Origin of the sequence: Litorimonas taeanensis, from assembly GCF_003634015.1 — a bacterium.
Lineage (GTDB): Bacteria > Pseudomonadota > Alphaproteobacteria > Caulobacterales > Maricaulaceae > Litorimonas > Litorimonas taeanensis.
This window is the reverse complement of record NZ_RBII01000001.1, coordinates 1,576,086-1,602,173: the sequence shown is the minus strand read 5'-3', so window position 1 is coordinate 1,602,173 and position 26,088 is coordinate 1,576,086. Positions and strand designations below refer to the sequence as shown.

Here is a 26,088-nt window from a genome sequence, read left to right as displayed (position 1 = left end):
GCTAAAACAAATTAACTTCGGTTTGCGCTTGGTAAAGCGCAAACATATCGAGCACGGACCGCCCCAGAGCTTGTTCAAATGCAGACTGATTAGACTTAGCTTTCAGGCCAATAGCATCGCCATCTTCGCCAAGATTTGACCGAAAAATACCTGCCGCGCTGACGGGCAAAAAATCTTCATAAGTTAAAGGCACATAGCCTGACGTAGTTTTTTGAAAAAAGGCGAGCCCTTGTTCTCTTAAAACTGTCCAATCATCAGGAAATTCTGAGAAATCTTTGTTAGCGAGGCACTGGTCATAGAGTGCACGGCCTTTTTGCGTTAGCGCCGCGCCGCGCTGCTCAATCTCTCCAAAACGAGCTGTATGATGCCCACTTTGCCAAACCCCGTCATTTTCAAAAAGAATATCTTCATTGAGAGCTTTAAAGGCCGTTTGGCGTAATAATATTGGGCACTTACGTTTTGGTGGCCCCTCAATTACGGACTTTGCTTCTAACCCTTGTTGTTTCATCGCAATTTGGGCTTTGTCGATGTCAAGCGTGCGCGGCGTTAAATGATTGATGTGTGGTCCTTTAAACCCAACAATATCAGCGATAAGCGGGTGATAAGCTTTTAATTTTTCATAGGTTCGCAAAGAGACTTCTGCTTTATCATGCCATTTAAAGGTTTCTAAAAAAGCGCTAATGAAGGCTTCACCCTCTTCATTGCTGAGTCCGCCTTGGGCTTCTGCTTTGTCCAATAATGGGATTAAATTTGGAGAGAAAATATCTCGTTGAGATAAAATCTTTTCAACTTCTGAACGTAGAGTTTTGTCGTCAATCAATTCAGGGCGCAAGAGGGACGTAAACATCCGGAACGGGTTCGCTGTTAAAGCTTGCGTCGTGACAGGCCGGAAAGCCGTTGAATGAATGGGCAGGCCAGCAACGCTGAGATCGTAATATCCAACAGGTTCCATTCCAAGAATGGCAAAAGCGCGAGAGAGGGTATTTAAATCATGGGGCGTGCCGACCCGAATGGCTCCATGTCGTTCTTGTCCGAGCCGAGATGCATCAACAGCCAATTCTGGATTTATGCCTGCATTAACGTCTGCGACAATATCCAATAAGGTTCCATAGGCAGGAACCTCTTTTCGGTACATTGTCGAGAGTGCATCAGAGAAAGTCTGACGAAGCGATGAAGGCGCAATAAAAGAGGTCTTTGTCATGCGAGTCTTTTGACCTATTTCAACTGAGTTGAGAACCCCCGAAAAGTTTCTGAGCCCAGTTGATAGAATTTGAGCTCATATCGTTAGAGAGAGGCGATAATGTCTGGAGTTTCCCAGCCACGTCGGTGACAAGCGGCCAGGACTGTATTTCTCAGAAGGCAAGCAATCGTCATCGGCCCCACGCCGCCAGGGACGGGCGTGATGGCGCCAGCGACTTTCTCTGCCGATGGGAAGTCAACATCTCCAACCAATTTAGTTTTTCCGGGTTTCGCAGGGTTTGGAACACGATTGATACCGACATCAATAACGCAGGCCCCTTCTTTAATCCAATCGGATTGCACCATTTCGGCGCGCCCTACAGCAGGGACAAGAATATCGGCTTCGCGGCATATCGCGGCTAAATCTTTTGTCCGCGAATGCGCAATGGTTACTGTGCAATTTTGCTCTAAAAAGAGAAGAGCTGCAGGTTTCCCAACAAGAATAGAGCGACCTAGAACCACACAGTTTTTACCGGTTAGATCACCAAGCGCTGCCTTTGCCAAAATCACGCACCCTGTGGGCGTACAAGGCCGAAGCCCCGTTTTTCCAAGCAGCAATCGACCCGCAGAGGTTTCCGTAAGGCCGTCTACATCCTTGCTTGGGTCAATTTCTTCGATAACGGCATCGCTATCCAGACCTTTAGGGAGGGGGAGTTGCACCAAAATTCCGTCTATTTCCGTATCTTCATTAAGAGCTCTAACCGTAGCAACAACTTCATCCTGAGAAGCATTTTCTGGCAATCGGCGTTCAACAGAACGCATACCGCATTCTTGGGTGAATTTTATTTTAGAGCGTACATAAACTTGGCTTGCTGGATCGTCGCCGACCAAGACAACCGCCAGAGTGGGGTGTTGGGGTAGAGATTTGACGGCGCTACCGACGCGGGCCCGTAATTCTTCGGCGATTTTTTTGCCATCGATTTGATTGGAGGAGGGAGTTTGGACAGCCATTATGTAATCTCTTATATAGAAGACAGGTAATAGAAGACGAGCTAAATTTCACACTGGAATAGTGTTTTAGTGGTGAAAAGGCGACTCTTGGTTTCACTTCGTCCACATAAAAAACAAACACAGCCCGAATGGCAGGGTTGAGGCAGCAGAAGGCTTGGCGTTTGGATTGCCTCGTTCTATCAATAAAGTGAAACGCATAGGAAAGCGGTTTATCATAATTATTATCTATGCTTTTGCGTAAGCTGGAGAAACGTATACAAACGAGTACAATTGAATCTGTAGAGAGACTGTCAAATCTTGGCGTTTTGTCACGGAACTGACATTAAACAAAGCTAACTGGACGGTTTAAAAGAAGACTGCGAAAGAAATTTAATGAACATTTTAGCAGAAAGATTAGGCAATATAGGGCAAAAAATTCCTATGACGCCCGTACTGCGCGTTTTGCAAATTTTAGGTCTCGTTGGATTAGGTTGGATTCTGGTGCGCGGGCTTGTTTTAATGGTTAGCCCGGAAAGCGCTTGGACAGCTTTGCCTGTTATACCCGCTGTTTCTAGCTCACAGTCTGGCGCCGATTCACAGAGTTTTTCGTTTTCGAGTGACCCTTTCTCTTTGGGCACCTCAGGTGTTGAAGCAGCCGATATATCTCCTGAAATCGACCTTGGCTTAGATGTGCCTGAAACCAAGCTAAATCTTGTTCTGACGGGGCGTACAGTGGGCGGTGTCGGCTCGGCTGTGTTAAAGACGCCAGATAATATGGAAAAGTCCTACCGTGTCGGTGAAGATGTTATGAACGGCGTTACTCTGCAACGCGTGGCTTCTGGCTTCGTTGTCTTGGACGTTCGCGGGGAATTACAGCGACTGACCTTTGCCCGCGAAAACAGTACGGGACTCGTCGCGGACCGATCTGAGCAAATAGCCGATACAATTTCTGTGACGCCTTTAACCTCGAGTGCAGAGCAAAATGCCACGCCTGGGGGCGGCCTTATCTCTGCTGAGACGATGTCTGCATCAGAGCTTATGAAAAGCGTTAAATTTAATCCGCATTTCAATGGGGGACAATTAGCAGGCTATAGCGTCTCGGGGACTAATGGAGATGGAAGTCTGAAAAGATTTGGTCTGAAGTCAGGCGATGTCATTACAAAAGTGAACAATACATCTCTTTTGAATGACAAATTAAACCTATTAGAATTGGCGTCGTCTTTAAAAACTGCCCGCCAAGTTAAAATGGAAATTATTCGGGACGGTCGTCCCCAAACAGTCGAGATTGGACGCTAGGATATGCGCTTTATCAAATCATTTGCGACGACTTTATTGGTAGGAGCCAGCTTATCCGCACTGCCTATTGGAGCCATGTCGGGGTCTACGGCTATGGCCGCTGGAGATCATCTGATTACAATGCAACAGGCCGATATTCGGGCCTTTATTGATGATGTTTCGCTTGTCACGGGCCGTAGCTTTATTGTGGACCCACGTGTGCAGGGCAAAGTTACGATTAGCTCTGAACAATCTTTGAGCAAAGGTGAGGTATTCGAAGTTTTCAAAGATGTCATGCGTGTGCATGGCTACACAGTAATCCGAACCGCGACCGGTGAGTATCGCGTCACGTTGTTACAGGGCGCGGCTCAAGACGCCCCATTTGTACAAGGCAATGGTGTAAATGGCAGTCTGGCGACAACCGTCATTAAACTAAACTATGCTGATGCTGCAGAAGCTGCGCGTTTAATTAAACCTGTCATGCATACGCAGGGACAAGTAACAGCTAACCCTGGTGGTAATGTCTTGGTTGTTACAGATTTCCCTGAAAACCTTCGCAAAGCTCGGTCTATCGTCGCTGCAATGGATCAAAGCGGGACTGTGACAGAAACCGTTCAATTGCGCCAATTATCGGCGATTGATGCAGAAGAAGCGCTGAAAAAACTGGGCGGGCCTAAGCCTCGCGTGACTGTGGTGTCTATCCCCATGTCTAATTCATTAATCATGGAGGGGCCTGCTGATGAAATCGCTCGGTTGAAGCCAATTATCAATAGTATGGACGTTGGCTCCTTGGCACCAAGAGGAGCTGTGAGCGTTATCCCGCTTCGCTATGCTGATGGAACGACTTTGGTTGAATTACTTGCCACACTCTTACCGTCATACACAATTGAGGGGCAGCCCGCGCCTACTGTCGCTTATGAAACATTTTCAAATACACTGGTTATCAGTGCGGATGGAGAAACGCAGCGGGCACTTGAGTCCATTATTCGCCGTTTAGATGTGCGTCGGCCGCAGGTCTTGGTTGAGGCCATTATCGTCGAAATTTCGGATACGGCAGCCAAAGAGCTTGGCGTGCAATTTGCTGTTGGCGGAATAAACGGTAGCTCTGTGCCGCTTATTTCTACAGGCTTTTCCGAAAGCCCCAATATGCTGGCCTTAGCAGGCGCTATTGCGGGGGATGAAATTGGACTTGATGAAACGACTCAGACATCTTTGCAGGCCGCTGCTATCAGTTCGATTACAGGCTTAACGGGCGGCACTATTGGGATTGGCGGTGTCGAAGGCGATAGCGTTTTCTCTGCGATTGTGAATGCTTTAGAAAAAGATGAAAATAGCAATATCCTTTCAACTCCATTTGTAACGACACTGGATAATGTGCCGGCAACATTTTTGGTTGGACAAGAAATTCCAATCACTACGGGCGAAAGTTTAGGCGCGACGACTGTAAATCCCTTTCGCACTTTTGACCGGATTGAGGTGGGTATTAAACTAAATGTCCTTCCCCAAATCAGTGAAGGGGATGTTGTACGGTTAGAGATCGCGCAAGAAGTCAGCTCTATTGCGGGGGCGATCACAAGCCTGTCGCAGGATTTTGTGACAAATAAGCGCGAAATAGAAACAACGGTCTTGGCGAACAATAAAGAGATTATTGTGTTAGGGGGGTTGGTTCAAGATGATGAGCAAATCACAATTGAAAAAGTGCCTGTTTTGGGGGATGCGCCTCTGATTGGTGAGTTATTCAGAAACAAAGATAAATCCCGCGTGAAAACTAATCTTGTCGTCTTCATTCGGCCAACAATAATTCGAAACGGAGAAGATGCTCGGCCGCTTACTCAGGAGCGTCTAGATCAAATTCGCCGTGAAGATATATCTCAATCAGGCCGAACTTATTCCAAGTTAGACGAAATCATTGGCGATGATGATGTGATACGCGGATATAGAGGCGAGTAAGATTGGTCTCTTTAATTTAATGCGTTTTTTCTTATTTATATTGGCCGGGGTTGTTCTCGGTTTAGTGGCATTTCTACCCTTGTCATGGGTGGGGCCGATGGTTTTACCCTCGGCCTTTAAAACAAATAATACAGCGTATTTTGGCACTGTTTGGAAGGGCGGCCTGTTGAATTTACGGGATGTAAATACTGTTAATTATACGCTTAAACCCAGCGCATTATTACGAGGAGGGTACCCACTTGAAATAGAACTGGGCGCAGTAGGGGTCGAGGTTTCTGGTTTTGCCGCGCAAAATAAAGCGCGCAATTTATCTATGCATATGAATGTTGCGAGTCTTCCATTACCAGACCCCAGATTAAAGGGTTTGTCAGGGCAGATTAATGCCAGAGTAGAGACCGTGAATTGGGATAAAGATGGCAAGTGCAAATCCCTTTCAGGAACCGCGCAGAGCGATGTTCTCACACGGAACCGAGCGCTCTTTCAATGGGATGGCCCTGTACTTTCTGGGCCTATAGGCTGTGATAATGCGGGTGATTATATTTTCAATTTATCAGGTCAGGATGACCTACAATCAATTACAGCCCGCATCTCTATCTCAGCTCTGGGGCAATATAAATCAGATATTAATGTGATCACGCGCGATGAGGATGCCGCGCTTGTGCTGCCGCTTTTTGGCTTTGAAGATCGCGGGCATAAAGCTGAAGGAAGAGAATTTTCTTTAGTGGAGCAAGGACAGTGGCGATGATTCAATCCCGATATGTAAGGTCTCTCTTTATCATCAGCTTGCTTGGGCTGTGTGCTTGCGCCTCTGTGACTGACAGCGTGGTTCCTTCTAGTGCAGCTGAGGCATCAAGTGCAAATAAGGTGGTACAAAATTTACCGCCGCAAAACCTTTTACCGGGGCAATGTGGGTTATTCATCTGGACGGCAGATAATCAGAATAAATTCATCGGCTTTGAAACTGAAAGCAGCGCGACTTATGTTCTCAATGGTCATATTCGTAGAGCGTCTCGACTTGATAATACGACATTAGACGCGCCTAAGCGAAGATATCAAACTTTGAATGAGGGAAGCCTTGCAGAGATGACGTTTGAGCTTTCATTGCAAAGAGACGTTGAGATATCTGAGGGAGAAAGGTTTTATGGCCGGCTCTCAACAAAAACAGAGGATGGTTGGGATCGTGTCACCCCAATTGCAGCCTTGCTGAGTTGTTCTGCAGTATAAGTCAGCCTAGCGCTGCCAATAGTAAAGCTGTGCAGCCCATATCAATGCAATGCCTAGGGCTAGAAATGGGCCAAAAGGGATGTGCCCATTTCCTTTTTTTATACTCTGTTTCTGTGATGGAAGTGACGCAAAGATTAGTCCGCACAAGCTTGCAATCAAAATGATATAAGGCAGACCAAACCAACCACACCAAGCGCCTCCTACGGCTAGGAGTTTAGCATCCCCGCGCCCAAGGCCATCTTTCTTGTAAAGTTGTTTGAAAATACGCTCTATAATGACAAAGGCTAAGTAGCCTGTGACCGCCCCTATTAAGGCAGATTTCGGCGTTATGTGTGGGAGTTTGAAACTGGCTATTAATCCTATCACCACAAGCGGGTATGTCAGCACATTGGGTAGGCGGTAGGTTTTAATGTCAATCCATGCAAGCGCGCATAACCCTATATATAAGGCCCCTGCAAAGCCCAAAGCGTGCAAAAAATACGTCATATTTTATGCTAGACGGGGAAAGTCGAGAACGAAACCTATTTCACTTTGACGCGTCGGATAATTTACCGCAAAGGCTACCCAATGCGAATCCACGGCGGTCAGAACTGATAAGACTGCAAAGCTTAGAATATGAGAAAATAGGAGGGCTCGAACAATGGAACCGACGAAGCTATCCGACACTGACACAGAAAAAGTGTCTCATATCGATATAGATGATAATTCTGATACTGGTCATGACCTTGGCCATGAATTATTAGATGCGCTTGCCTTAGAAGACCATTCGGACATGGTGACGGCTCTTGAAAGCCTTCACCCCGCGGACTTCTCAGACCAATTAGAAGAATTAACAGCGGAAGAACGCGAAGAGCTTGTGCGCCGCGTGCCAGAGCTTATTTCTGGTGAGATTTTGGCTGAGCTAGAAGATGAGGTGGTGGAGACTATTCTGCCGCTTATTCCCGCCGAGCAATTGGCGACAGCCCTCAAAACTATCGATAATGATGATGCGACGCAAATTGTTGAAGAGATGGAAGACGCGCAACGTGAAGACGTTCTTGATGCGCTTGAGCCCTTTGATCGTGCTGCGCTTGAAGCTTCACTTGCTTTTGACGATGAAACGATTGGTCGTCTTATGCAGCGAGAGTTTGTAGCTGCGCCGACTTTTTGGACGGTTGGCGATACAATCGACCATATGCGGACGACAGGCGAAGAACTGCCAGAGCTGTTTTTCAATATCTATATCGTCGATACCGCCTTTAAACCGATAGGGTATATTCCAGTTTCTAAACTGATGCGTTTTGAACGCCCCGTCACGCTTGAAAGCGTCATGGACGAAATCATTGTCACTATCCCGCAGGATATGGACCAAGAAGAAGCCGCTTACCTGTTTGAAAAATATAATCTGATCTCGGCTCCCGTTGTTGATCCAGATGGACGGTTAGTCGGGATGATGACAGTTGATGACATCATTGAAATTATCCAAGATGAAAACAAAGAAGATATTCTGGCTTTGGCCGGCGTGAGCGATGCGGGCCTGACGGATACTGCCTTGACTACGGTTAAAAGCCGCGCGCCTTGGCTCTTTGTGAATTTGATTACGGCCGTATTGGCCTCACTCGTTATCGCACAATTTGATTATGCAATTTCCGAAATCGTTGCCTTAGCCGTATTGATGCCTATCGTGGCTTCTATGGGCGGTAATGCGGGCACACAAGCGCTCGCTGTTGCGGTTCGTGCTTTGACTGAACGAGACCTAACTTCGCGAACAGCCTGGCGGGCCATAAGGCGTGAGGCATTAGCCGCTCTATTTATTGGCATTATATTCGCAGTCGTATTGGCTATCATTGCCTTTTTATGGTTTGGCGACACACAACTCGCCATGGTGGCCTTTGTGGCGATGATAATAAACCATGTCTTTGCAGGGATTGCTGGAGTGAGCGTTCCGCTCATTTTGAAACATTATGGGGCCGACCCCGCTGTTGCCTCCAGCGTTTTCGTTACGACGGTCACAGATGTCGTTGGTTTCTTTGCCTTTCTTGGCTTTGCTGCAGCAATGTTGCTCTAATTTCCCTATTCGGGCGAGTTCGGCCTGAAACTTGCACAGTTAGGCGAGAGTAATCACGTCAACTGTTTTAGTTTGGGACGAAAATGAGCACATTAACAGCTTCCCATGGTCTGACATTGTCCGAGCGCGGGCTAAAATTGATTAAAGCCTTTGAAGGCTATCGTCCTGTCGACCGTACCTTAGTCGGTGGGCAGCGTGTCGTAGGGTATGGACATCGACTTTATGACGATGTGCCGCATAGGTTAAGTAAATCTCAGGCTGAGAAAGTCCTGAAATTAGATCTCGAACCTTACGAAGACATGATAAATGAAAATGTTCATGCGCCGCTATCTCAAGGCCAATTTGATGCCCTAGTGAGTTTCGCCTTTAATATTGGTCCCAAAGCTTTTCTACAGTCGGAAACCTTGCAAGCCCTGAATAATGGTCGTCCGCTTGACGCGGCGAATAGTTTGGATGTGTGGCGCAAATCCCGCGTGAATGGGAAGGTCTATGTTATCGATGCTTTGATGCGTCGCCGGACCGCAGAGAAAGCGCTGTTTCTGAGAACGGATAAAACCCCACATCCTTCGCCTACGGTTGATTTGCCACCAATTAAAGATACGGGGGTTTCCGAAGTCTCTGATGCTACTCTCACTTATGGCGAAGCGCAGGTAGCGGCCGAGGAGGTCTGGGAAGACAAATCTTCCGAAGTGGCCGCTAATGAGGATATCGTAAGAGATGACCGCCTAGAAAGCAGAAACATACTGCTACAAGAGGGCATCGTTGCACAGGCCCCGATTGAAGTTTTTGAAGCAACAGAGACGCCTTACATCGAAGAAACATTCAATGATGATGACAATGAACAACTGGAGTTAGTTGAAAATCACGTCGTAGAGGAAGACATCCTTGAACAGGGGCCTGATATTGCGGTTGCGGATGTGATCGAGCTTGATGTTGAAGAACCTCAGGCCAAACAAAGCTTTGATGATGTTTTAGATTTGGATGATGTGCTAGAACTCAACGCTATTGATGAACTGACTGTCGAAGACAGCGTTGATGTAATACAGGATATTGAGGCGACTATAGTTGAACCTCATAGAGACTATGACCTGTCTACGAATGATAAAAGTTTACCCACAGAGCCAGTACCAGCCGTAACGTCGTCAATAGCCGAAGCTGCCGCGGATATTTCCGACCGTCTGGATGCATTAATAGAGAACGTCAGAGACGGCGATTCAACAAGCCATCAAATTTGGCCAGAGGCCAGTGCATCTGATGAAGCGCTCAATAATACAATGGAGACAAAAACAAGCGCTTCCGCCTTGAGAGCCAAAAGTGAAGCGATATTGAAGGCTGAATCCATCGTAGAGCCTGACGTGGATTTAAGTGCGGGAAATACGAAAACCCATGACATCATCATTGATAATTTAGCCGAAGATGATGCCATGCGCGTTGGCGGGAAGTCAGGCTTTAATCATCTCGATATTGCTAAAGACAATGTGCAAAAAGACGTTGTCGATAATTCGAGTAGTCTTGGATTGTGGAGCATTTTAATGTTTGGCGTATTAATTCTGGCTCTAGCTGTTCTGTCCGATCTTACAGGGGCTCATTCTCAGATGGGGAGCTGGGGCCCTCTCATAGTCCTGAGCGGTTTCACGATAGGGTCGTTGATGATCTTGGGGGCGCTTTATTATTTAATCAGACGCGCTTTTCGCCAAGGTTTTACGGCTTAACGCTTTGTAAACCGTAAATTCATTTTTCAGATGGTCTTACATGGCTAGTAAATAATTAGATTCTATATAGCGGCTAAGTGATGTGACGAAGGCTCTTTTAGGGCATTTCGTGAAGTAAGGGTGGCTTTAAATGGTAAATATGATTGCAAATTGGACAGATGATAAAACGGCAAAATTCCAAAAGGAAATTTTTACGTTCAAACATCGCCTCGCGGAAACGGGGTTGTTCACAGACGAGGCGCTGATTGAGCTTTTGGAGAAACATCCGACTGATATGCTGGATGTTTGTACAATGGGCGGTGCGAAAGATACTTTGTATCCAAATAAATTCAGAACCGGTGATTTTCGTGATGCGTCTGGGAAAGTCATGCTAGAAGCCGCAAAAGCGGGGTGTATTTGGATTAATGTACGGCGCGCCATGAATGTCCATCCTGAATATAAAGCTGTTTTAGATAGCATGTATGGAGATTTAGGGGCTTTAACAGGCAATACAGTTTTTAATGCAAAGGGCGGCATACTTATCAGTTCGCCGATTGCAAAAGTCCCCTATCACTTTGATAAAACTGAAACATTACTATGGCATGTGCGCGGAAAAAAACGCGTCTATATCTACCCGCTGACTCAGGAATTTATTTCGGATGAAGCGCATGAAAATGCGATGACGAGTTACATTGACGATGACCTGCCATTTCATGAACACTTTAATCAGTCTGCGACAGTAATTGATTTAGAGCCTAATCAATCTGCCGTATGGCCTCTTCATTCTCCGCATCGTGTTGACAATCAAACTTTCTGCGTCTCTGTGACCACAGAATATTCTACGCGTGAAAGCGGTATGAAGAATGCAGCGATGATTACAAACTCAGTCCTACGACACCGTTTGGGTATGAATCCAAGCTATAGCCGTGATGGAGATATTACTCGAAAGGTAAAATCCGTATTCGGGCGCGTTATTAAGAAGGCTGGGATTTTACCTGATACAACAGGCGTAGATTTGGTGACCTTCAAGCTAGATCCTAATGCGCCCGGTTATTTGGTCGATACAGAGCCATATGAGCGCACATTCTAAAGTCCAACAGAAGACTTATTCAACTGAATTTACGCGGCAAAGAGGCTTCTCTTGCCGCGTTTTTTTGTCTACCGTCCACATGTGCCTCTCCATTTACAAAAGCTCTCTGTCGGTTCTGAATCCATTGCATCCTTAAGGGATTGGCAAACGCGTTTTGTTCAATCACGCACTGACAAAGGTCTATCTCCCCATCATGTTCATGTTACACGTATGTTTCCTATACGCGGTGAAGCACTCTTGGATAACGGGTCTATCTATTGGGTCATAAAAGGTCTGATACAGTGCCGTAACCCTATCGAGGGACTGGAAGAAACAACCAAGAACGGCCACCGCGCATGCGCGATAATGATGTCTCCAACTCTCATTCCTGTTGTGCCTACGCCGCGCCGTGCCTTTCAGGGGTGGCGATATTTAAATCCTGAAGATGCCCCGAAAGACTTAGAGGGGCCCAATAGCGGGGAAGACTTACCCCCAGAACTAAGGATGAAACTCGTAAATCTTGGGGCTTGGTAGCCCATAAAAAAAGGCGCTCAAATGAGCGCCTTTTAATTCATTCTGTTTCTATTTTTAGAATTTCGTAGCCAGTGAGAAACGGGCATTTAATGGCGCGCCAGTCGTGATGTTATTGTTATTATGCGCGTCGGGGAAATAGTTCTCATCGAATAGGTTTTCAATGTTAACCTGAAGACGAATGTCATCTGAAACATCATAATAAGCGGCGGCGTCAAAACGGATATAGCTTGGCACCTCAACGCTATTATCTTCGTTCACAAAGTAACTATCTTGATAGCTTGCCCCTAAGCCAAGACCAAGAGACTCGGTTAATTGGTAGTTGTTCCATAGAGAAACCATGTGTTTCGGTGTTTGGCGAGGCTCGTTCCCGTCTAATGCACCAGCAACAGATGAACCGTTCAAATCACTGACATCTTCTACACGGCCATTTAGATAGCTATACCCTGTGCTGACAGACCACTTGTCTGTGAGGTCGCCCGTAAGCTGAACTTCGAAGCCCTCTGTTTTAGCACCATCAACTGTGATTAAGCGCGAGCTATCTTCTGGATCAACTGAAGTGAAGCTTTTGCGGTCAAGTTGGAAAATAGCCGTCGTCAAGCTTAGGTTGGGACGGATATCCCATTTCAAACCTGCTTCTAGATTCTCTGTAAATTGCGGCTCAGTGTTCGCTGTGTCGACAGTCAGGCTTAAGAATTGATCCCCTGAACGTGGTACGAAAGTTTGGCTGAAGCTACCGTATACAGAAACATTTTCAGCAGGTTTGTAAATCAACCCAAGGCGCGGAGTAATCTCTTCATCCTTGCGTTCAAAAGCGACATTGCCGGCTTGGATGTCAACGGTTTCAATATCGAAACTGTCAAAGCGTGCACCAAGGACAACTTTAAAGGCTTCTGTTAAATCAATCTGATCTTGCACATAGGCAGAGAAAACAGTCACATCTGAAACGCGGTCTCTGGCTGAGGCGCTGAAACTAAACGCAGGAATGTTTAATGGATCTGTAAAGGCAAAAGAGATTTGATCATCATTATTTTGCGCAAATACATTATCAAGCCGAGCATTCTCTGTATCTTGTGAGCCATATTCCGCGCCGAACAAAACCGTGTGAGTGAGGTCGCCAGTTGCGAATTCACCAACAAGGTTGCCCTGAAGGAATAAGTTTTCGCGGCTTGTCGTATCACGATATCCATCAAGTTCTACATCACCAATAGACCCATTGGTGAGTGTCACACTATCGCTGGCATATAGGTTTTGATACAGTTTGTCATAATCAGCATATTGTGCTGTGAAGTTGCCTCGCAATGTCTCTGTAAAGGCATGGTCAACACGGCCGCGAAGGATATGGGCCTGAAGGGTCGTAAAGTTTTCATCAGGCGATCCGAAAAATGTATTGTCGAAACCTTCTAGCGGAACATTTGGGCCACTTGTTGTTGTTTGTGAAGGCACGCCTCTGTCTACAACACGATCATCATCTAAATACTCATAAGAAAGGCTGAGTGAGGTTTTTGGCGAGACCTCTACGGCGATGGTTGGATTAATACCAAAACGTCTTCCATCAAAGAAATCACGGTGGTTGTTTAACCCTTCATAAAAACCATTCACACGCAATCCGCTGGTTTCACTAAGTGTGAAGTTAGTATCAACGGCACCTGAATAAGCCCCAAATGTATCGACACTATAGAGTGTTGAAACAAAATCTTCGCCGATTTCAGGATTTTTAGTAACGCGGTTAATAATGCCGCCGACACCACCGCGTCCAAATAGCAAAGCATTTGCGCCGCGAAGAATTTCGACTTGTTCTAGGTTATAAAGTGGGCGGAAATATTGAACATCGTCACGCACACCATCTTGGAAAAAATCGGCTGTCGTTTGATTGCCACGAATAATGATTGCATCTCTGTGGCCTTCACCTTGGCTATTATTCAAGCCTGGAGTGTAAAGCGTGATATCAGAAATAGACGTGAAACCCTGTCTTGTAATTTGAACGTCATCAATGATTGAAAGACTCTGGGGAACATTAATGATGGGTGTTGGAGTTTTAACCGCGTTCAACTTGTCAATTGAGAGATAACGGCCCGTTGTGATGATTTCATCAACTGGCTTTTGAGCGTTTTCAGCGGCCAAAGCTGCGCTAGACAGACCGAAAAAAAGAAAGGTAGAATTTAAAAGGAGGGAAGGGCGGAACATTTTCATCTCTTATTAGCCGTCTCTATTGATGCAGAGAAGGGCGTGGTTACAAAATTCCAGCTCCTTTATTGCGAATGATTGTTAAGTTCAAGTAGCAATGCGAGTGATTGTCATTTTAATTTGCATTCGATCCGATGCTCGAAGTCATGCTGCTAATAGTCGGCACCTACAGCATGAAGGCGCGCGCCATTCTGGTTGAGCCATTTTTTACATGACTTGACGTCATCAAAGAGACTGTCACAAACATCCCAAAAATCCTGGCTGTGATTAGGTTCAATCAAATGCGCACATTCATGGGCCGCGACATAATCCAATATGTTTGCAGGTGCACAGATAAGGCGCCATGAATAGCTTATATGGCCTTCGCCATTGCGCGTTATACACGAGCCCCAACGCGAAGAGGTATCTCGAACTGTGATTTTACCAATAGGTTTTCCCAATTTTTCAGCAAAGTGGTAAGTCGCCGCCTCTAATTCTTCGCGGGCTTCACGAATAAGAAAACGCCTGACGCGCCCCGCAAAGCTGTCAATATCAGGGGACGGCACAATAATTTTTCTAGCAATGTTATCTATGCGGGCGCGCCCTCGGCCTTCGGGTTTGATAAGCCTATAGGGCAAGCCGCGATAGAGAATTTCATGTCCAGGTAAAAAAGGTTGGGGCGGCGGGAGTTGTTCGAGTTGAACATTAATCCAGTCAATTTGGTCATGAGCAAATTTGGCAGCGGCTTTGATGTGACGCACGCCAGGAACGATAACTTGAACTTCGCGATCAGACACTTTGACCTTCAAAGAAATTCGCCGCGCACGTTCGCTAAGAACATAAAGAATTCTTGGATCAGATTCATCACGGAGCGGGAAATCATCCTTGGCAGGCGTGTGCGACGTGTTATGGTTCAACCAACGCAAGGCCTTTTGACTGGCTATACCTATATTTGACTGGATTTTACCCATGATGACTTTTCGTAAATCTCTACTTTCGACGGCTTTGATTGCCGTTGCCTCCACATCACTACTGATGGGGGGCTGTAATGGAAAGGACAAGGGGGAACACGCATTAATTTCAGCGGAAGCAGCGCCCCTTGGATTGAAGAGCTTGGATGAAAAAGTTTTTGCTCGTCATTTTGATGTCGCACCTCGAACAGTAAGTGATGAAGAGGCCAATTTGGCCCTCAAGGCTCTGTCTATGGACAAGGAGAGTGATTTAACCTGGCAAAGTAAAGCGGGTGAGAAAGGTAATTACGTTTATAATAATCTACAATTTGAATCAGATGAAGAGACGATCACCATTGGGCAGGCAGAGCTGTTAGGTGTCCATATGCAAGACGGTGAGGCCACATTTGACCGAGTGAACTTTGAAGATATTACGGTCAGTGAGGATGAGGTTTCTTTTGGTATTAAGGCGATTAGCCTTGCCCGCCCAAGCCCTAAAATGGCGCAACTTATTATGCACGCTATTCAGAGGGCTGATGGGTTGGACGACCTTGATATTGAAATTGATGAAGGTGAGGAAATGTCCCTTGGTGCTGTTTCTATCAATCAGGTTAGCATCAAGTCTGATGAGGCTACAGGCACGATTGAGCAAATCGTCTGGGGTACTGACGAAGCGTTTCAAAAAGGAGACGCAAAATTTGGCAATATGGACTTCACAATCACAGATAAAAATGATGTTACCACAACCTTCTCATTCGAAGGCGGCACAGCGCGCGGCCTTAATATGGAGCCCTATAAGAAATTATCCAAGGACCTAAAGGCTGCTGGTTTAGGTCAATCCCTTGGTCTGGGCAGCATGTTCGGTGGCATGAATGTCTTTGCCAAGCCTTATGATGATTTTACAATTGGGCAAGGCACCCTAAAAAACGAATTTTTCAGTTTCGATTTTAAAGGGTTTGAAGGGCAAGCCAAAGAGAAAAATGGGGTCACAACGATTACACAAGTGAGCAAGCCGATGACATTGAAATTGTTGTCACAGCCAAAGTCATCGAACGGTGCCCGAGCCTTTGAAACTTTTAAAAGCCTTGGTTTTGACAGCATGACTTTTAAAACATCGCAAACCCAGATTATGGACAAGGCCAAAGATCAAATAAGATTAGAAAATGGCCTCTTCGAGATGGAAGACGGGTTTCGCTTGAATTACGCTTATGAAGGAGAAGGGCTAGCCGCGATGGTCAAGGCAGCCGAAAGAGAAGAGGCTAATTTAAACGAAGACACTTCACCTGCTATGCAAATGCAATCGACATTAAAAAGTTTGGAAGCCTTAAAACTGCAATCCCTTAAAGTCAGTTTAGAGGACAAATCCATTGTCGAGCGTGCTTTGAAACTCGCCTCTGAAATGTTTGGTCAGTCACCAGATATGCTCAAAAAGCAAATGAAAATGGCTGTCATGGCCGCGCCAATTATGGCTGAAGGTAAGCTCGAAAAATCAATTTTATCAGAATTAGGCAGTGCCGTCGTAGAATTCGTAGAGAATGACGGTGAGACACTAACGATTTCTGTTAATCCGCCAAAGCCTCTATCAATAACCTCTCTTATTGAGGCCAAAGAAAGCAATCTCGCCCCTGAAGAACTTGGGTTTTCTGCGAGTGTCAGCGAAAAATAAGTAGCGCTAAAATAAGCTGGGCCAGAATAAGCCAAACCTAAGAGGCGCTGTTTTTATGTTAGGTCATATATACAGCGTCTCTTAAGCGGTTATTTTATAGGTCGTTATTTTAAAGGGGGCGTTTCAATAGTGAGAAGGCGGATGATTTTATTCATTTTTTGAATGAGAGTGTACGTTTTTTTGATGAGAGCGCGCGCTATTGCTTATACTGTTTGGCAAAAACCTAAGGTTAGTTTGCAGGGCTTTGTGAAGAAATTTGCCTGTAAAAGGCCGTTTCAAGAAAAGTATTCATAAATATTGCCCCAATCTACATTTTTGCGACGTTTCTACACATCCTCATCGCTTGAAATCTTGTTTTGTCTAAAGCATATGTAGCCTGCTAAAGTCACGTAGATGGCCGTTGAAAATTTGGTCGAACCCTCGGAGATATCGAATGAAAGTCTTAGTCCCCGTCAAGCGTGTGCTTGACTACAATGTTAAAGCGCGGGTGAAATCCGATCAATCGGGTGTTGACCTTTCTAATGTCAAAATGTCCATGAACCCATTTGATGAAATCGCAGTCGAACAAGCGGTTCGTTTACAAGAAGCCGGAACAGCTAGTGAAACTGTTGTTGTTTCAATCGGCCCTGCAAAGGCACAGGAAACAATCCGTACGGCCCTCGCAATGGGTATCGATCGCGGTATTCATGTAGAAACAGATGAGGATCTTGAACCTCTAGCTGTAGCAAAAATTTTAAAAGCCGTTGCCGAAGCCGAAGGTCCGGAACTCGTAATCTTGGGTAAACAAGCTATCGATAATGACCATGGCGCCACAGGCGGTATGTTTGCAGCGCTAATGGATTGGCCTCTTGGGTCTGCCGCGAATTCTATGGAAAAAGAAGGCGATAGCTTTACAGTAGTCAAAGAAGTTGATGGTGGTTTGCAGACAGTGAAGTTGGAATTACCCGCTGTCGTCACAACCGATTTACGTTTGAACGAACCCCGTTATGCCTCTTTGCCAAATATTATGAAAGCAAAGCGCAAGCCTATCGACGCAAAAACACCCGCCGATTTTGGCGTGGATACAGCCCCGCGTCTAAAGACATTAAAAGTAACAGAACCTGCCGCGCGTGAAGCAGGGATTAAAGTCGAAGATGTGGCAACGCTTGTCGATAAACTGAAAAATGAAGCAGGAGTTATCTAATGGCGATCCTAGTTGTAGCAGAACACGATAATGAGTCTTTGAAAGACGCCACGCATAAAACAGTGACGGCGGCTTTAGCTATGGGCGGCGATGTTGACGTCGTAGTGGCCGGTAAAGGCGTGAAAGATGTCATGGCTCAGGCTGTAAAAATCGAAGGTGTCCGTGCTGTTCTTGGCGTCGACCACGAAAGCCTACGTCGTCAATTGGCAGAGAGCATGGAAGAAGTGCTTGTCCCGTTAATGGCAGAATATGATGCTATCTTGGCACCGGACACGACAACTCATAAAAATTACATGCCTCGCGTGGCCGCGAAATTAGACGTTCAGCAAATTTCTTCAATTACTGGAGTAGAAAGCGCTGATACATTCATTCGTCCTATCTACGCGGGTAACGCTATGGCGACGGTACAGTCTACTGATGCTAAAAAATGTATCACAGTCCGTACTACGGCCTTTAATGCGGCAGGCGAGAGTGGATCAGCGTCTGATAAAATGTTGGATGACCCTAAAGGTCCATTTAAATCGGCATATATCGGTGAAGAACTCTCTAAATCTGACCGTCCAGAACTGACAGCCGCTAAAGTGGTTATTTCAGGTGGCCGAGGCATGGGATCTGGTGAAAACTTCAAACTCATTGAAGGTATTGCCGACAAACTTGGAGCGGCTATGGGGGCATCGCGTGCCGCTGTAGATGCTGGTTTTGTGCCTAATGATTGGCAAGTAGGCCAAACAGGTAAGGCTGTGGCACCAGAGCTTTATATTGCTGTAGGTATTTCAGGTGCGATTCAACATTTGGCTGGGATGAAGGATTCAAAAGTCATCGTCGCAATTAACAAAGATGAAGACGCGCCTATTTTCTCAGTCGCTGATTATGGATTGGTCGCAGACCTATTCAAAGCCTTGCCAGAGTTAGAGGCAGAGTTAGGGAAAGCGGGATATTAGTCTCAAGCTTTACTCTGATAATGTATAAAAACCGCGCTTTAAGCGCGGTTTTTTTATGGTTTGATGTTTAGTTGACGTTATTAATCAAGCCGCTCATTCATCAGGGGCCGTAATCGGTAAAGGCTCTCTTTTATTGGCTATATCCTTGCTTTCTTTGATGAGTGGTCCACCAACAGGACAAATGGATTGGGCGAAGCCGTTGAGCGTATTCGTCAGCTTATCAGGTACAAGAGAGTAATGAACAAATTGGCCCTTTTTCTCTCTCGAAATTAATCCCGCATTTTCCAAGATTGATAAATGCTTTGAGAGTGAAGGTTTACTCATTTCAAACCGCTCTGCAATTTCGCCAGCCGTTAAGCTTGTTGCAGATAGATAGGCTAAAATTTTACGTCGGGGTGTTGAGGCGAGAGCCGTGAATATTTTATCCAATGATTTCTCCAAAAATATAATTAGCTAATTGACTAACTGTCTAAATAGTGCTTTAGGTATTTAGCTTATTAGCTAACTATCGACTTCAATAGAAAACACAAGGAAGAACATCATGCTAGTTTACACCTATATGGCTTATATCAGTCTCAGCTTAACTTTGACGATTTGGGTGGGGCGTAAGTTAAATGTCAATGGACGTATTTTCTTGTTAGAAAATTATGGAGATAAACCTGTTTTGGCAGATGCCATAAATCAAATGTTACTCGTCGGATTTTACCTCATCAATATTGGGTTTATTGCTTATACGATGCAAATATTTGATGGCGTGCCGATGAATTGGGCTGAAGTGCTGGAGTTTCTGAGTGTGAAGATTGGTTTCATGTCCATTGTTTTAGGTGTTCTTCACTTCAGCCTGATGTTCGCACTCCAGCAATACAGTAAGATTGGTTTCAATACTAAAGTCCCCGCTTAATCGCTGAAACAATATCTAGATTAGCGCTTCGGTAAATCAGAGAAATTACCGGGGCGTTTTTGCCCTTTGGCCTGCATAGCCTCCATCATTTCTGACGGGATAAGCATGGACATATTCCAAATTGCAATATTTTCTAAGGCGTCTTTCGTGCTATGGTCACGGCCATAAGTTATGGCGCGTTTGCATCCATAAACGGCAAGTGGCGGCTTTTCAGCTATGTCTTTGGCAATTTCCATAACAGATTTAAGCATGGTTTCATGGTCTTCATACACCTCATTAAATAGGCCTTTATCATGCGCTTCATTGGCGTGCATTTTTCGGCCAGTATAGGCGAGCTCACGGACTAGCCCTTCTGGGAGGTGATTAAGAATACGTGGGAAAGTGCCAACATCTGCTGTCATGCCAACAATAATTTCATAAATCGTAATGAAACTATCTTCCGTGCCATAGCGCATATCGCAGGCCGTAATCAGGTCAACCCCCCCGCCATAACAGCCGCCTTGTATAGCGGCGAGGACAGGAATTCGGCAGTCTTCGATTGCATTAAAACTATCTTGTAAGCGCAGGACTTGCTGCTGAAAGGCGGCGCCATAAGTTGGGATGTTTTTATCTCCACCAATCCCATTATTGGCTGAAAACATACCCAAGTCTATACCCGCAGAAAACACTGGGCCCGTTGACGATAGCACAATGACTCTGGCTTTTGAATTATCGTCAATATCGCGGATGATTTCGGGAAGTTCCGTCCAAAATTCAGCAATCATAGAGTTCCGCTTTTCGGGGCGGTTCATGACAATATGCGCTATTTTATTTTCTATCGAAACGTCAAAGCATGTATACGACATAATGTTTTCTTTCTCAGGCCTTTTACAAAGTAAAGAGGAAGCCCTTATCGGGCATGGCGTTACCATTAAGGACGTCTTTATAGGTTTTTAGAATAGCGGAGGCTCCCTCTGCTTTCTCAACAGTTAACCACTCACTCGCACTTGAAAGGAACGGAACCCAGCGCTCGCCCATTTTCTGAGCAAAAGCCGCACCGCCCCATTCAGCAATTCGTTTCTTAGCCTGGTCTGGCGCAAAGAAAAACTGAATAGGCGTTTCGGTTTGCGGCAGCGGGGAACCTTCTGCGTCCCAATGAGAGAGCCCTACGCGGCAAACATAAGTTAAGTTTTCTTCAAAATGCTCAATCAATGTGGATAATAGCTGAGTGTTGCCAGACATATCGACGATAACAGTTTTCACATCTGGATTTAAATCAGTCACGCTGTCATAGGTTTCAACAAGGTCGTAAAACCCAGTGCCTTGGGTAAACGCTTTATTATTCTCCGATGTTAAGGCGGTGACTTTTACGGCACCGAGGGCCTTCGCACAATATGCCGTCCCGAGGGCTGTTTTAGACGAAGCGGATAAAATTAAAACTTGTTCTGCACCAAAATAATTTTCAGAATCTAAGAAATCATCAATTAAAAAACTGGTTGTGAAAAGCGGACGTAAAACAGGTTGTAGGTCTTTATGAAGCCCAAAGGATGGGTCAGATTCAATAAATGTATAGCGGTTATAGAGGCTGTGAAGTGGAACACGGTGATCATTCCCATCTTCAAATCCAGACCGAGATAGCTTTGTTGGTTTCATGTCAAATGTTTGCGTAATGGGAAGGAATCCATAAATTACCTTTCCAACCTCAACGTCATCGCATCGGCTCTCGATCACTTCGGCATAACCCCAGACAGGCATACGCCCCTGTGTTTGCGTGGAAATGCCGTAAGCATTGGGATCAAAATAGTGCCAATACCCTATTGTATGACCTGTAACCATATAGGTGACGTTATTTGCGGTCAGAGCCCATGGGCCAACCTTACAGCGGATGAAACCTTCACTCAGTATTTCATCGTCTTTGTTAACGAGGGTCACATCCGCAAAATCGGAGGTATTTACCAATAAAGTTTCGGTCATCTAAAATAATCCACTTGTTTCGCAACTGATTAATAGCTGGCCTTCAAGACCTGCTTTTCTGTGATAATGAATCTTTCGGTAAGATTCAGAGCTTACCGTGTTGAACATTGTTTGAGCGTTCGGATACCTCACAATCGCCACGGCGTCCCAGTCCCCACTACCAATCAGGCTATGTTTGGCTTTCCCGCTAAACACCGTTTCTGTGCCTTCAATATTAAGGTCTTTCAGCATTTTGCTAAATGCATCAGCATAACGCCCATAGGCTGTTTCGCCCGATACAGCTTCACCGTCTTTATAGGTCGCGTGTTCTTTGAACTTTAAAAGGTTGAGCATGTAAACAGGTTTGTCTGGAGAACTTTCACCAAGAAAAGCTTTAATTTGCTCCGGTGTTGGGTCGATGGCATTGAGAGATTTCATGGTCATTCCGCTTACATATATCCTGGGTGTTGCATGACATTGGATTTCGATCGTTCCAACATCTCAGAGGGCACAAAGAAATCCGCGGCGAGGGGGCCTTCATATCCAGGCTGATTATAGACGCTAAAATCTTCGACACCATTTTCGGCCAAAATAAATTCATCTATGATAAATTGACCCGTCAGTTCAGAAGATGTCTTGCTAAAGACGCAATAGGCTGCATCGGCCATTATTTGCGGAACACGGCTCATTTTCGCCATGCTATCCCCGCCCAAGACATTCCTTACAGCGGCAGTGTCAATAGAGGTCATCGGCCAAAGTGAATTTACGGCGATGCCATCCGCTCTGAACTCTTCACTCATGCCTAGAGTGCAAAGGCTCATACCATATTTTGCCATTGTATAAGCGACATGATTTTTGAACCATTTGGCATTCATATCAAGGGGCGGCGCAATATTTAGAATATGTGGGTTAGAAGCCTTTTTAAGGTGGGGGAGACATTTTTGTGAAACCAGAAAAGTACCGCGCGCATTGACTTGGTTCATTAGGTCATAACGCTTCATTGGGGTGTTTAGTGTCGGCGTTAAAGAGATAGCGGAGGCATTATTGATGCAAATATCAATGCCGCCAAATTTTTCTACGGTGGCCTCGACCGCCTGCGCAACAGTATCTTCCTCTCGGATATCACAGATTAATGGGAGCGCTTGTCCGCCCGCCTCTTCAATGTCTTGTGCCGCCGTATAGATCGTGCCCGATAGCTTTGGATGAGGTTCAGCTGTTTTGGCCGCAATTGCAATACTGGCACCATCAGCGGCGCATTTTTTTGCGATTTCCAACCCAATTCCGCGTGAACCGCCGGACATGAAAATTGTTTTTCCCTTGAGAGACATTGTTCGCCCTTTTCTTTTGTTAACCGAAACTATCGGAAGAAAGACAGGGGCTCAAGCGACGTAGGTCTATGTGTGGGCGTCAAAATTGCATATAGACTGTGGTTTTTCGCTTATTGGCTAACCCCTGTGATTTTGAGCCAAAATATAGCTTAAGGGGAGAATGCTAATAGTTATGCTTAGTGCTAGGTTAACAGCGTTCTCAGGCATTTTTAAGTATTTTCGCGTAGTAGGCCGCCATCAGTAATTAATTGGGAGTTGGGGCAATTATGCGTCATTTATTATTATCAGTACCTGTATTGGCTTTATCAGCCTGTTCATTTTTAACCGGTGGAGACGGTTATAGTGATGCATATTATGGAGGGTGTGATTCATCATGTTCTTCTGGGCATTCATATTCCGTAGCAGAGACGAACTATTCGCAACCGACTTATGAAGCGCCGGCCACGACATATCAAAGCACCACTCAATATGCGGCCCCGCAATCACCAAGTGTCGCTTACCATACTCAGCCAACACAGAGCGTTCATCAAACGCAACCAAATCAATATTATTATAATGATGGCTTCCGCGGTATGCACAAAGCGAAACGTAGTGCCTATAAATATGGTGATTTGGGTGTCATCGCGTATGATGTGAATGATGGTGGTTTCGGTCTCGTGGGCCGTGCAGGTTATCAGTCATCTGGGCTATTAGGCGCAGAAGTAGAAGGCACACTTGCCTTTAAGGATCAGGATTTCACACAAGGTACCTCAGAGGTAAGCGGCGGACCTGATTATTCTTTGGGTGCATTTGCCGTAGCGCGTTTACCAATAACGCCTAAAATCTCTGCCCATGCACGTGGTGGTTACCACTTCACAAATATAGATTCCGTTGCGCAAGTTGGTGCAGCTGCGGCAACACTTGATTCAGACACAGTTGACGGTTTCGCATATGGCGGCGGTGCAGAATATGCTTTGAATGAAAGAGATTCATTGCGCTTGGACTATACACGTTATGAATATGACGAAGTCATAAATGGCATCACATATGATGGCGCGGATTCCCTCGCTCTGGCTTATAATCGCCGCTTCTAAGCGAGGCTAAGCCCCAATCTAAGTTTCGGAAGCAGCAGGCATTTTCTTCTGCTGTTTCCACAACTGCGCATAAAGCCCGCCTTGATTTAACAAGGCCTGATGAGTGCCTTGTTCGGCGATTTCGCCATTCTCTATAACGATAATATTATCTGCTTTAATGATGGTTGAAAGTCGATGGGCGATTACCAAGGTTGTTCTGCCCGCAGAGGCGCGATCTAGGGCGTCTTGGATACCACGTTCAGTCGCACTATCCAGAGCAGAGGTGGCTTCATCCAATATTAAAATGGACGGGTCTTTCAGTAAGGCTCTGGCAATAGCCACGCGTTGTTTTTCACCACCCGATAATTTCAAACCGCGTTCCCCGACAATGGTCTCATAGCCTTTGGGGAGGGATAATATAAAATCATGAATTTGGGCGTCTTTTGCGGCTCGGTAAATATCATCCACGGATGCTTCGGGCCTTGCATATTTGATATTATATAAAATCGAGTCATTAAATAATACGGTATCTTGCGGCACGATACCTATCGCCTTGCGAAGGCTCTTTTGGGACAGATTTCGTATATCAATGCCATCGACTTTGACGCTGCCTTTGTCGATATCATAAAAACGGAAAAGGATACGCGATAGTGTGGATTTTCCCGCGCCTGTTGGGCCAACTACGGCTAAAGTTTTTCCCGTTGGTATTTCAAAATTAATGTTAGAGAGAATAGGGCGGTCTGAATCATATCGAAATGAAACATTTTCAAAAGCGACGCGACCTTGAATGTTTTCAACAGTCTTAGCGCTCTCACGGTCATTCACTTCGGGTTTTATATCCAGCAAGACGAACATTTTTTCTAAGTCTGTCAGTGATTGTTTGATTTCGCGATATGCAAAACCCAAAATATTTAAGGGGCGGTAGAGCTGTGTCATAACCATTACAACGGCTGTCATATCGCCAATGCTCATATTCCCGCCGATAATATTATATCCAGCGAGGGCCATAATCGCGATAAGTCCCGCATTCATGATAAAGGATTGCCCTATATTCACTGTAGCCAAAGAGGTTCGTGAACGAATACTCGCCCGTTGATACCCTGCCATAGCCGTATCATAGCGATTGATTTCAAACTCTTCGGCGGAGAAATATTTTACAGTTTCATAATTTAAGAGACTGTCCACCGCTTTACCGGCCGCTTCAGTATCGCGTTTATTCATCTCTCGTCTGAACTTCAGGCGCCATTCCGTTGTCGCAACGGTAAAGTAAATATAGCCAATAACAACAGTGATAGCGACAAGCGCAAACCAACCATTAAAGGCAAACCAAAAAGCCGTGGCTGCAATCATTAGCTCTAATAATGTGGGGCCAATATTGAAAAGTAAAAACCGAAATAGGAAGTCGATTGAACGCACACCGCGTTCGATAATTCGCGTCAGTCCGCCCGTCCGTTTATCAAGATGAAAGCGCAAAGAAAGCGTATGCATATGGCGAAAGGTTGCCGTAGCGACACTGCGTTGGGCAAATTGGGCGACGGGCGCAAAGATATACTCCCGGCCTTCCGACATGATAACAGAGAATAGCCGCAAAGCCCCATAACCCAAAATGAAGCCCAAAACGCCTATTGAGACATCTTGCCATAACTCACCGCTTTGTCTGGCATTATTTACAGCGTCGACCGCCCAACCAAAGATAAAAGGGGCGCCGACTAGCACGAATTTGGCCGCTATTGTTAATAATATGGCAAAAACAGATCGAAGCTTGAATTCCAAATTATCGTCAGGCCAGAGATAAGGTTTTAAACGTATCAGGCCGCGTAGCTGCTCCCCAATAGTTTGCTCTTTCATCGCTTCTATGCGTTGATCATAGCTCTTGGAGCTTGAGGGTGGTGTAGATATTTGCGGCATAGTTCATCATGTGGGGGGTGACATACTGCTTGTAAACCCAATGCTAACGCTCTTTTGCTAAAAGGGATGGAAATTGGGAAGGGCCTGTTGATGAATGTAACAGGT

At 45.6% G+C, this 26,088-nt stretch carries 24 protein-coding genes; 13 read left to right on the top strand and 11 right to left on the bottom strand.

Annotated features, from left to right (window positions below; all coding sequences use genetic code 11):
* Window position 1: 1 nt before the first annotated feature.
* Together DES40_RS07295 and folD are read right to left on the bottom strand one after the other, a co-directional pair.
* The gene (locus DES40_RS07295; protein WP_121100075.1) at window positions 2-1,201 is read right to left on the bottom strand and encodes a VOC family protein; all 1,200 of its coding nucleotides are present in this window, start codon (window positions 1,199-1,201) and stop codon (window positions 2-4) included.
* 83 nt (window positions 1,202-1,284) lie between these two features.
* Complete coding sequence (gene folD / locus DES40_RS07290; RefSeq protein WP_121100073.1) at window positions 1,285-2,190, bottom strand: bifunctional methylenetetrahydrofolate dehydrogenase/methenyltetrahydrofolate cyclohydrolase FolD; 906 nt, start codon at window positions 2,188-2,190, stop codon at window positions 1,285-1,287.
* 372 nt (window positions 2,191-2,562) lie between these two features.
* Here folD and DES40_RS07285 point away from each other — a divergent pair, with 372 nt between their 5' ends.
* The 4 genes from DES40_RS07285 to DES40_RS07270 all read left to right on the top strand — a co-directional run bounded on the left by DES40_RS07285 (window position 2,563) and on the right by DES40_RS07270 (window position 6,618).
* Window positions 2,563-3,465, top strand: coding sequence for a type II secretion system protein N (locus DES40_RS07285; RefSeq protein WP_121100071.1), 903 nt, complete (start codon window positions 2,563-2,565; stop codon window positions 3,463-3,465).
* A gap of 3 nt (window positions 3,466-3,468) precedes the next feature.
* On the top strand, window positions 3,469-5,394 hold the full coding sequence (locus tag DES40_RS07280) for a secretin N-terminal domain-containing protein (protein ID WP_121100069.1): 1,926 nt from the start codon (window positions 3,469-3,471) through the stop codon (window positions 5,392-5,394).
* A 64-nt stretch (window positions 5,395-5,458) separates the two neighbouring features.
* The gene (gspN, locus tag DES40_RS07275) at window positions 5,459-6,139 is read left to right on the top strand and encodes a type II secretion system protein N (protein ID WP_233345489.1); all 681 of its coding nucleotides are present in this window, start codon (window positions 5,459-5,461) and stop codon (window positions 6,137-6,139) included.
* Window positions 6,136-6,618 carry a hypothetical protein gene (locus DES40_RS07270; RefSeq protein WP_121100065.1) on the top strand — a complete coding sequence of 161 codons (483 nt, stop codon included), beginning with the start codon at window positions 6,136-6,138 and terminating at the stop codon, window positions 6,616-6,618. Before gspN ends, DES40_RS07270 begins: the two co-directional genes overlap by 4 nt.
* A 6-nt stretch (window positions 6,619-6,624) precedes the next feature.
* On the opposite strand, the gene DES40_RS07265 is transcribed toward DES40_RS07270, so the two are convergent.
* Window positions 6,625-7,104 (bottom strand): prepilin peptidase, encoded by a 480-nt coding sequence (locus DES40_RS07265; protein ID WP_121100063.1) that lies wholly within the window; start codon window positions 7,102-7,104, stop codon window positions 6,625-6,627.
* 154 nt (window positions 7,105-7,258) lie between these two features.
* Between DES40_RS07265 and mgtE the strand changes: the two genes are divergently transcribed.
* The 4 genes from mgtE to DES40_RS07245 all read left to right on the top strand — a co-directional run bounded on the left by mgtE (window position 7,259) and on the right by DES40_RS07245 (window position 11,959).
* Entirely contained in the window at window positions 7,259-8,665 is a 1,407-nt protein-coding gene (gene mgtE, locus DES40_RS07260; RefSeq protein WP_121100061.1) for a magnesium transporter, read from the top strand.
* Between the two features lie 83 nt (window positions 8,666-8,748).
* Window positions 8,749-10,377 (top strand): lysozyme, encoded by a 1,629-nt coding sequence (locus DES40_RS07255; RefSeq protein WP_121100059.1) that lies wholly within the window; start codon window positions 8,749-8,751, stop codon window positions 10,375-10,377.
* Window positions 10,378-10,507: 130 nt separating this feature from the next.
* Complete coding sequence (locus tag DES40_RS07250) at window positions 10,508-11,446, top strand: hypothetical protein (RefSeq protein WP_121100057.1); 939 nt, start codon at window positions 10,508-10,510, stop codon at window positions 11,444-11,446.
* A 51-nt stretch (window positions 11,447-11,497) separates the two neighbouring features.
* Window positions 11,498-11,959 (top strand): DUF1489 family protein, encoded by a 462-nt coding sequence (locus DES40_RS07245; protein WP_233345487.1) that lies wholly within the window; start codon window positions 11,498-11,500, stop codon window positions 11,957-11,959.
* 54 nt (window positions 11,960-12,013) lie between these two features.
* Here DES40_RS07245 and DES40_RS07240 read toward each other — a convergent pair whose 3' ends face one another.
* Window positions 12,014-14,143 carry a TonB-dependent receptor gene (locus DES40_RS07240; RefSeq protein ID WP_121100055.1) on the bottom strand — a complete coding sequence of 710 codons (2,130 nt, stop codon included), beginning with the start codon at window positions 14,141-14,143 and terminating at the stop codon, window positions 12,014-12,016.
* 152 nt (window positions 14,144-14,295) lie between these two features.
* The gene (locus DES40_RS07235) at window positions 14,296-15,093 is read right to left on the bottom strand and encodes a M48 family metallopeptidase (RefSeq protein ID WP_121100053.1); all 798 of its coding nucleotides are present in this window, start codon (window positions 15,091-15,093) and stop codon (window positions 14,296-14,298) included.
* Here DES40_RS07235 and DES40_RS07230 point away from each other — a divergent pair.
* The 3 genes from DES40_RS07230 to DES40_RS07220 all read left to right on the top strand — a co-directional run bounded on the left by DES40_RS07230 (window position 15,092) and on the right by DES40_RS07220 (window position 18,862).
* The gene (locus DES40_RS07230; RefSeq protein ID WP_121100050.1) at window positions 15,092-16,738 is read left to right on the top strand and encodes a hypothetical protein; all 1,647 of its coding nucleotides are present in this window, start codon (window positions 15,092-15,094) and stop codon (window positions 16,736-16,738) included. The genes DES40_RS07235 and DES40_RS07230 overlap by 2 nt on opposite strands.
* A 433-nt stretch (window positions 16,739-17,171) precedes the next feature.
* Window positions 17,172-17,921 (top strand): electron transfer flavoprotein subunit beta/FixA family protein, encoded by a 750-nt coding sequence (locus DES40_RS07225; RefSeq protein ID WP_121100048.1) that lies wholly within the window; start codon window positions 17,172-17,174, stop codon window positions 17,919-17,921.
* Window positions 17,921-18,862, top strand: a complete 942-nt coding sequence (locus DES40_RS07220) for an electron transfer flavoprotein subunit alpha/FixB family protein (RefSeq protein ID WP_121100046.1) — start codon at window positions 17,921-17,923, stop codon at window positions 18,860-18,862. The genes DES40_RS07225 and DES40_RS07220 overlap by 1 nt, the downstream gene beginning before the upstream one ends.
* A gap of 93 nt (window positions 18,863-18,955) precedes the next feature.
* On the opposite strand, the gene DES40_RS07215 is transcribed toward DES40_RS07220, so the two are convergent.
* On the bottom strand, window positions 18,956-19,291 hold the full coding sequence (locus DES40_RS07215; RefSeq protein ID WP_121100044.1) for a metalloregulator ArsR/SmtB family transcription factor: 336 nt from the start codon (window positions 19,289-19,291) through the stop codon (window positions 18,956-18,958).
* Window positions 19,292-19,403: 112 nt separating this feature from the next.
* Between DES40_RS07215 and DES40_RS07210 the strand changes: the two genes are divergently transcribed.
* On the top strand, window positions 19,404-19,763 hold the full coding sequence (locus tag DES40_RS07210; protein ID WP_121100042.1) for a hypothetical protein: 360 nt from the start codon (window positions 19,404-19,406) through the stop codon (window positions 19,761-19,763).
* Between the two features lie 20 nt (window positions 19,764-19,783).
* Here the strand turns inward: DES40_RS07210 and DES40_RS07205 are convergent, their stop codons facing one another.
* Genes DES40_RS07205 through DES40_RS07190 form a run of 4 tightly spaced genes read right to left on the bottom strand, consistent with a single transcriptional unit; the run spans window position 19,784 to window position 23,023 of the window.
* Window positions 19,784-20,608 carry an enoyl-CoA hydratase-related protein gene (locus tag DES40_RS07205; RefSeq protein WP_170144916.1) on the bottom strand — a complete coding sequence of 275 codons (825 nt, stop codon included), beginning with the start codon at window positions 20,606-20,608 and terminating at the stop codon, window positions 19,784-19,786.
* A gap of 22 nt (window positions 20,609-20,630) precedes the next feature.
* Window positions 20,631-21,716, bottom strand: coding sequence for a DUF2855 family protein (locus DES40_RS07200; protein ID WP_121100041.1), 1,086 nt, complete (start codon window positions 21,714-21,716; stop codon window positions 20,631-20,633).
* Window positions 21,717-22,139 (bottom strand): DUF1330 domain-containing protein, encoded by a 423-nt coding sequence (locus DES40_RS07195; protein ID WP_121100039.1) that lies wholly within the window; start codon window positions 22,137-22,139, stop codon window positions 21,717-21,719. It abuts the gene before it with no gap.
* A 5-nt stretch (window positions 22,140-22,144) separates the two neighbouring features.
* Window positions 22,145-23,023 (bottom strand): SDR family oxidoreductase, encoded by an 879-nt coding sequence (locus DES40_RS07190; protein ID WP_121100037.1) that lies wholly within the window; start codon window positions 23,021-23,023, stop codon window positions 22,145-22,147.
* 266 nt (window positions 23,024-23,289) lie between these two features.
* On the opposite strand from DES40_RS07190, the gene DES40_RS07185 reads away from it, so the two are divergent.
* The gene (locus DES40_RS07185; RefSeq protein ID WP_121100035.1) at window positions 23,290-24,096 is read left to right on the top strand and encodes an outer membrane protein; all 807 of its coding nucleotides are present in this window, start codon (window positions 23,290-23,292) and stop codon (window positions 24,094-24,096) included.
* Between the two features lie 18 nt (window positions 24,097-24,114).
* Here DES40_RS07185 and DES40_RS07180 read toward each other — a convergent pair whose 3' ends face one another.
* On the bottom strand, window positions 24,115-25,983 hold the full coding sequence (locus DES40_RS07180) for an ABCB family ABC transporter ATP-binding protein/permease (RefSeq protein ID WP_121100033.1): 1,869 nt from the start codon (window positions 25,981-25,983) through the stop codon (window positions 24,115-24,117).
* Window positions 25,984-26,088 lie beyond the last annotated feature (105 nt).

What these genes read in the sequence shown, in the direction of transcription:
- DES40_RS07295 (WP_121100075.1), bottom strand. Translation starts at nt 1,201, where the DNA reads ATGACAAAGACCTCTTTTATTGCGCCTTCATCGCTTCGTCAGACTTTC.
- folD (WP_121100073.1), bottom strand. Translation starts at nt 2,190, where the DNA reads ATGGCTGTCCAAACTCCCTCCTCCAATCAAATCGATGGCAAAAAAATC.
- DES40_RS07285 (WP_121100071.1), top strand. Translation starts at nt 2,563, where the DNA reads ATGAACATTTTAGCAGAAAGATTAGGCAATATAGGGCAAAAAATTCCT.
- DES40_RS07280 (WP_121100069.1), top strand. Translation starts at nt 3,469, where the DNA reads ATGCGCTTTATCAAATCATTTGCGACGACTTTATTGGTAGGAGCCAGC.
- DES40_RS07270 (WP_121100065.1), top strand. Translation starts at nt 6,136, where the DNA reads ATGATTCAATCCCGATATGTAAGGTCTCTCTTTATCATCAGCTTGCTT.
- DES40_RS07265 (WP_121100063.1), bottom strand. Translation starts at nt 7,104, where the DNA reads ATGACGTATTTTTTGCACGCTTTGGGCTTTGCAGGGGCCTTATATATA.
- mgtE (WP_121100061.1), top strand. Translation starts at nt 7,259, where the DNA reads ATGGAACCGACGAAGCTATCCGACACTGACACAGAAAAAGTGTCTCAT.
- DES40_RS07255 (WP_121100059.1), top strand. Translation starts at nt 8,749, where the DNA reads ATGAGCACATTAACAGCTTCCCATGGTCTGACATTGTCCGAGCGCGGG.
- DES40_RS07250 (WP_121100057.1), top strand. Translation starts at nt 10,508, where the DNA reads ATGGTAAATATGATTGCAAATTGGACAGATGATAAAACGGCAAAATTC.
- DES40_RS07240 (WP_121100055.1), bottom strand. Translation starts at nt 14,143, where the DNA reads ATGTTCCGCCCTTCCCTCCTTTTAAATTCTACCTTTCTTTTTTTCGGT.
- DES40_RS07230 (WP_121100050.1), top strand. Translation starts at nt 15,092, where the DNA reads ATGATGACTTTTCGTAAATCTCTACTTTCGACGGCTTTGATTGCCGTT.
- DES40_RS07235 (WP_121100053.1), bottom strand. Translation starts at nt 15,093, where the DNA reads ATGGGTAAAATCCAGTCAAATATAGGTATAGCCAGTCAAAAGGCCTTG.
- DES40_RS07225 (WP_121100048.1), top strand. Translation starts at nt 17,172, where the DNA reads ATGAAAGTCTTAGTCCCCGTCAAGCGTGTGCTTGACTACAATGTTAAA.
- DES40_RS07220 (WP_121100046.1), top strand. Translation starts at nt 17,921, where the DNA reads ATGGCGATCCTAGTTGTAGCAGAACACGATAATGAGTCTTTGAAAGAC.
- DES40_RS07210 (WP_121100042.1), top strand. Translation starts at nt 19,404, where the DNA reads ATGCTAGTTTACACCTATATGGCTTATATCAGTCTCAGCTTAACTTTG.
- DES40_RS07205 (WP_170144916.1), bottom strand. Translation starts at nt 20,608, where the DNA reads ATGTCGTATACATGCTTTGACGTTTCGATAGAAAATAAAATAGCGCAT.
- DES40_RS07200 (WP_121100041.1), bottom strand. Translation starts at nt 21,716, where the DNA reads ATGACCGAAACTTTATTGGTAAATACCTCCGATTTTGCGGATGTGACC.
- DES40_RS07195 (WP_121100039.1), bottom strand. Translation starts at nt 22,139, where the DNA reads ATGACCATGAAATCTCTCAATGCCATCGACCCAACACCGGAGCAAATT.
- DES40_RS07190 (WP_121100037.1), bottom strand. Translation starts at nt 23,023, where the DNA reads ATGTCTCTCAAGGGAAAAACAATTTTCATGTCCGGCGGTTCACGCGGA.
- DES40_RS07185 (WP_121100035.1), top strand. Translation starts at nt 23,290, where the DNA reads ATGCGTCATTTATTATTATCAGTACCTGTATTGGCTTTATCAGCCTGT.
- DES40_RS07180 (WP_121100033.1), bottom strand. Translation starts at nt 25,983, where the DNA reads ATGCCGCAAATATCTACACCACCCTCAAGCTCCAAGAGCTATGATCAA.